This window comes from Microcoleus sp. B3-D2 (genome assembly GCF_036705345.1).
Taxonomy (GTDB): domain Bacteria; phylum Cyanobacteriota; class Cyanobacteriia; order Cyanobacteriales; family Microcoleaceae; genus Microcoleus.
Genome location: NZ_JAUBUG010000163.1, coordinates 1 through 2,795, shown reverse-complemented (window position 1 = coordinate 2,795; position 2,795 = coordinate 1). Strand labels below are relative to the sequence as shown.

Below are 2,795 nucleotides of genomic sequence, written 5' to 3'. Positions count from 1 at the left end.
ACCTCTGTTTCCACATGGTAATCATGATGACTTAATTCTATGCAGTCTTCAGGGTTTTTCACCCTCACAACTTTTCGGTAGTGTCACCAGAGGCAATGGCACCACCCCGATACCATCCCGATCTCGCTTGTTAAACCCCCAGCTGCCTAATATATTGGCGTTGCACAATTAAGAGATGATTTATGCTACCGTAGGGACAGCCCCATATTTTAGATAATCCAAAAGCAAGCGAATTGATAGTTGGAGCATTTCTTCAGACTTAGAATAGCAAAGAGTTCGTCGATGAAGTCGGGTTTGCCTAATGTCGGAGTCGAGTATTCTCTCCTTCAACTCGTGTCATATACGTTTTGGAGATAATCCGGTCGCAATCGTTAATAAATTTTTCATAAACACAGTAGCCATCCGTCACATAAAAAAAGCATTCCCATCCCCTAACTATTTTCCACAAATGCTTAAAGGTCTCGGCACTTCTGTCTCCTAAAACAAATGCTAAAATACCTGGGACTCGCTTGTTGACAGCCGTCCATAACCAAACCTTATTTTTTTTTTGAGCGATAAAAGTTTGAAGTTCATCTAATTGAGCCACTTCGGGAATTTCTTCATAATCCGGAGCATCAGGTAAAGAAAAGCCCACTTGTTTAACCCAGTTAATAACTGTATTATGATTAACTCCAGTTATTCTTTCAATAGCCCGAAATCCCTGACCATTGACGTACATTGTCAAGCATTGCTCCTTAATTGAGTCGGGGTACCCTTTTGGGGAATAAAATTCAAGGAACTGCTTTCCACAGTCACGGCACAAGTAGTTTTGTTTGCCGCGACGGTGGCCATTTTTACAGACTTTGTTTGATTGACAGTTAATGCAGATCATCCCTCTATTATGCAACGCCAATATATTTGCCCCCTCACTCCCCCTCGACAATATACAAACAAAAGCTTCTCTGATTTAGCTGAAGGGGTAACAAGAGAGCTAGGAGGTAGAGCTGATAAAGGTTTCCGCCATTATACCTCGTTGATAAAACCGGCGTTTATGGGGGGATTTACTGGTTAACTCTGCGATCAATTGGTGATATTGTTCCAAGTTTTTCACCCAGTTTTCTCCATCTAAACCCACCCCAAATGTACTGCGTCTTCGATAGATTCTCCCGGCTTCTTTGGGACGAGACACATATTTTTGTCCCTGATGTCTGTTGATTTCATCACCTTGCAGGGTTGACTTTAAATAAGCCAGAGACATCACCAAAATCATTGATTCCAATCGGTTTCCTCTTAATCCAGTGCCTTCTAGATTATAGCCTCCACTTTTACAGTCTCGGAACATTTCTTCAATCCCCATTCTTCTTTTATACCCTTGGATGGCGACGGTTAAACTTCCCAGATTCGTCAAGATATACCAAGGCCCTTTTGTGGTTTGATGGCGGTAGTTTCTTTTCCATTTAACTGCCAGACTAAATCCTGAAACTGGTGCGGTTTTACGGATTCTCTTCCCTTGATAATATAAGGCGACCCCCGGTTTAATTGGTAACTCATCCAATCGCTGCCAAATTTGATTTTCGACTTCCAGACAAGTCGCTTTTTTCAACCTTAAACAAAATCCGACATTACGCAGCCTGGAGCCAGGTGGCTAAATCTAGGGAACAAAACTCGCGGTCTCCTAGCACCACTATTTGATAATTTTTGAATCTTGCTAAAACTCAGGAGAGTACACTTTCTTGTTCCTCCTGGTTACTATTGCCTATGTGCGGCAGTAATCTCCAGGCTAAGGGAATGGCTCTTCTTGACCAAATCACGCTGACCATTAGTAAGTTGAGATTTTTCCACTGGCTGCGGTCAATCGCTAGGTATAACTTCTGTTTCGACTTTTTTGGTACCGCGTTCTCTAGCCAATAACTGATGATAGGCCACAATAAGCTACTAATCGTTAAGCTGGGTATATCCAAGAATCTTTGTAACTTTCTGCGTCTGAATTCACAAGTTATCCAGATTGGAAAGACTCTTGCTATTGTTTCTAGTTTGACTTTTTTTTCGGCTTGAATGATGTTGAGCCAGAAGCACCAACATCAGGAACTGGGCGCGGCCCAATTGCTTTTCTAGATGCTCGTGATAAAATTGCATTAGTATTTTTTTGATTTGTGGGTTTGCTTGTCACTATAGCAGACCCATCTTTTTTTGGGTAACCCAGCTCTCATCCCTTCTGTGTCACGGTTTCAGCTTCCTTGTTACCCCTCCAGGTAAAATGTTTTTTATGCAAGAAACTTTTTTGACAAGTAAGGAAGCGGCTCAATTTGCAGGTTGTACCCTTCGCCAAATACAGTATTGGCGAGAGAAGGGGATTGTTGTACCTGTAATCAGTGATATCAAGTCCGGTAGCACCGGACTTGTATGGTGGGCGTGGGATCGCAATTAGCAGCCGCACGCTGGCCACCAATGAAAGAAAGTTAAACCACGGATTAAGTCTTGCTGTTGAAGTAAGCGCCGACAGCGATGGAATAGCACAACTTCCAACTCATCCAATGACTTGAAAGAACGATTGGCTATTGGTTCATTAGTCACAGGCCACAAACGTTCAGCCGGCTGTAATTCTGGGGAATAAGGAGGCAGAAAAAACAAATGAATTCCTTCGGGAACCTCTACTTGGTAGCGAATGTGCCAACCTGCTCGATCAAGAACTAAGATGATACGCTTATTTTTACCTACGCCAAAATGTTGTGCGAAATCTATAGCAATCCTAAATGATTTATGAGATAATAGCCACGATCACTACATAATTTGTATATGTTAGAAGAGTTAACGGA

4 protein-coding genes are annotated in these 2,795 nt (G+C 42.3%); 1 reads left to right on the top strand and 3 read right to left on the bottom strand.

Annotated features, from left to right (window positions below; genetic code table 11):
- Nucleotides 1-180: 180 nt before the first annotated feature.
- Both QUB14_RS28340 and QUB14_RS28335 read right to left on the bottom strand, forming a co-directional pair.
- A protein-coding gene (locus tag QUB14_RS28340) for an IS1 family transposase (RefSeq protein ID WP_333221531.1) occupies nt 181-871 on the bottom strand; the annotation gives its coding sequence in 2 pieces (ribosomal slippage) (nt 181-300 and nt 302-871; 690 coding nt in all).
- A 99-nt stretch (nt 872-970) separates the two neighbouring features.
- Nucleotides 971-1,582 carry a hypothetical protein gene (locus QUB14_RS28335; RefSeq protein WP_333221533.1) on the bottom strand — a complete coding sequence of 204 codons (612 nt, stop codon included), beginning with the start codon at nt 1,580-1,582 and terminating at the stop codon, nt 971-973.
- A gap of 654 nt (nt 1,583-2,236) precedes the next feature.
- Between QUB14_RS28335 and QUB14_RS28330 the strand changes: the two genes are divergently transcribed.
- On the top strand, nt 2,237-2,407 hold the full coding sequence (locus QUB14_RS28330) for a MerR family transcriptional regulator (RefSeq protein WP_333297455.1): 171 nt from the start codon (nt 2,237-2,239) through the stop codon (nt 2,405-2,407).
- On the opposite strand, the gene QUB14_RS28325 is transcribed toward QUB14_RS28330, so the two are convergent.
- Entirely contained in the window at nt 2,404-2,676 is a 273-nt protein-coding gene (locus QUB14_RS28325) for a transposase (protein ID WP_333297458.1), read from the bottom strand. The two genes, QUB14_RS28330 and QUB14_RS28325, sit on opposite strands and share 4 nt — an antisense overlap.
- Nucleotides 2,677-2,795 lie beyond the last annotated feature (119 nt).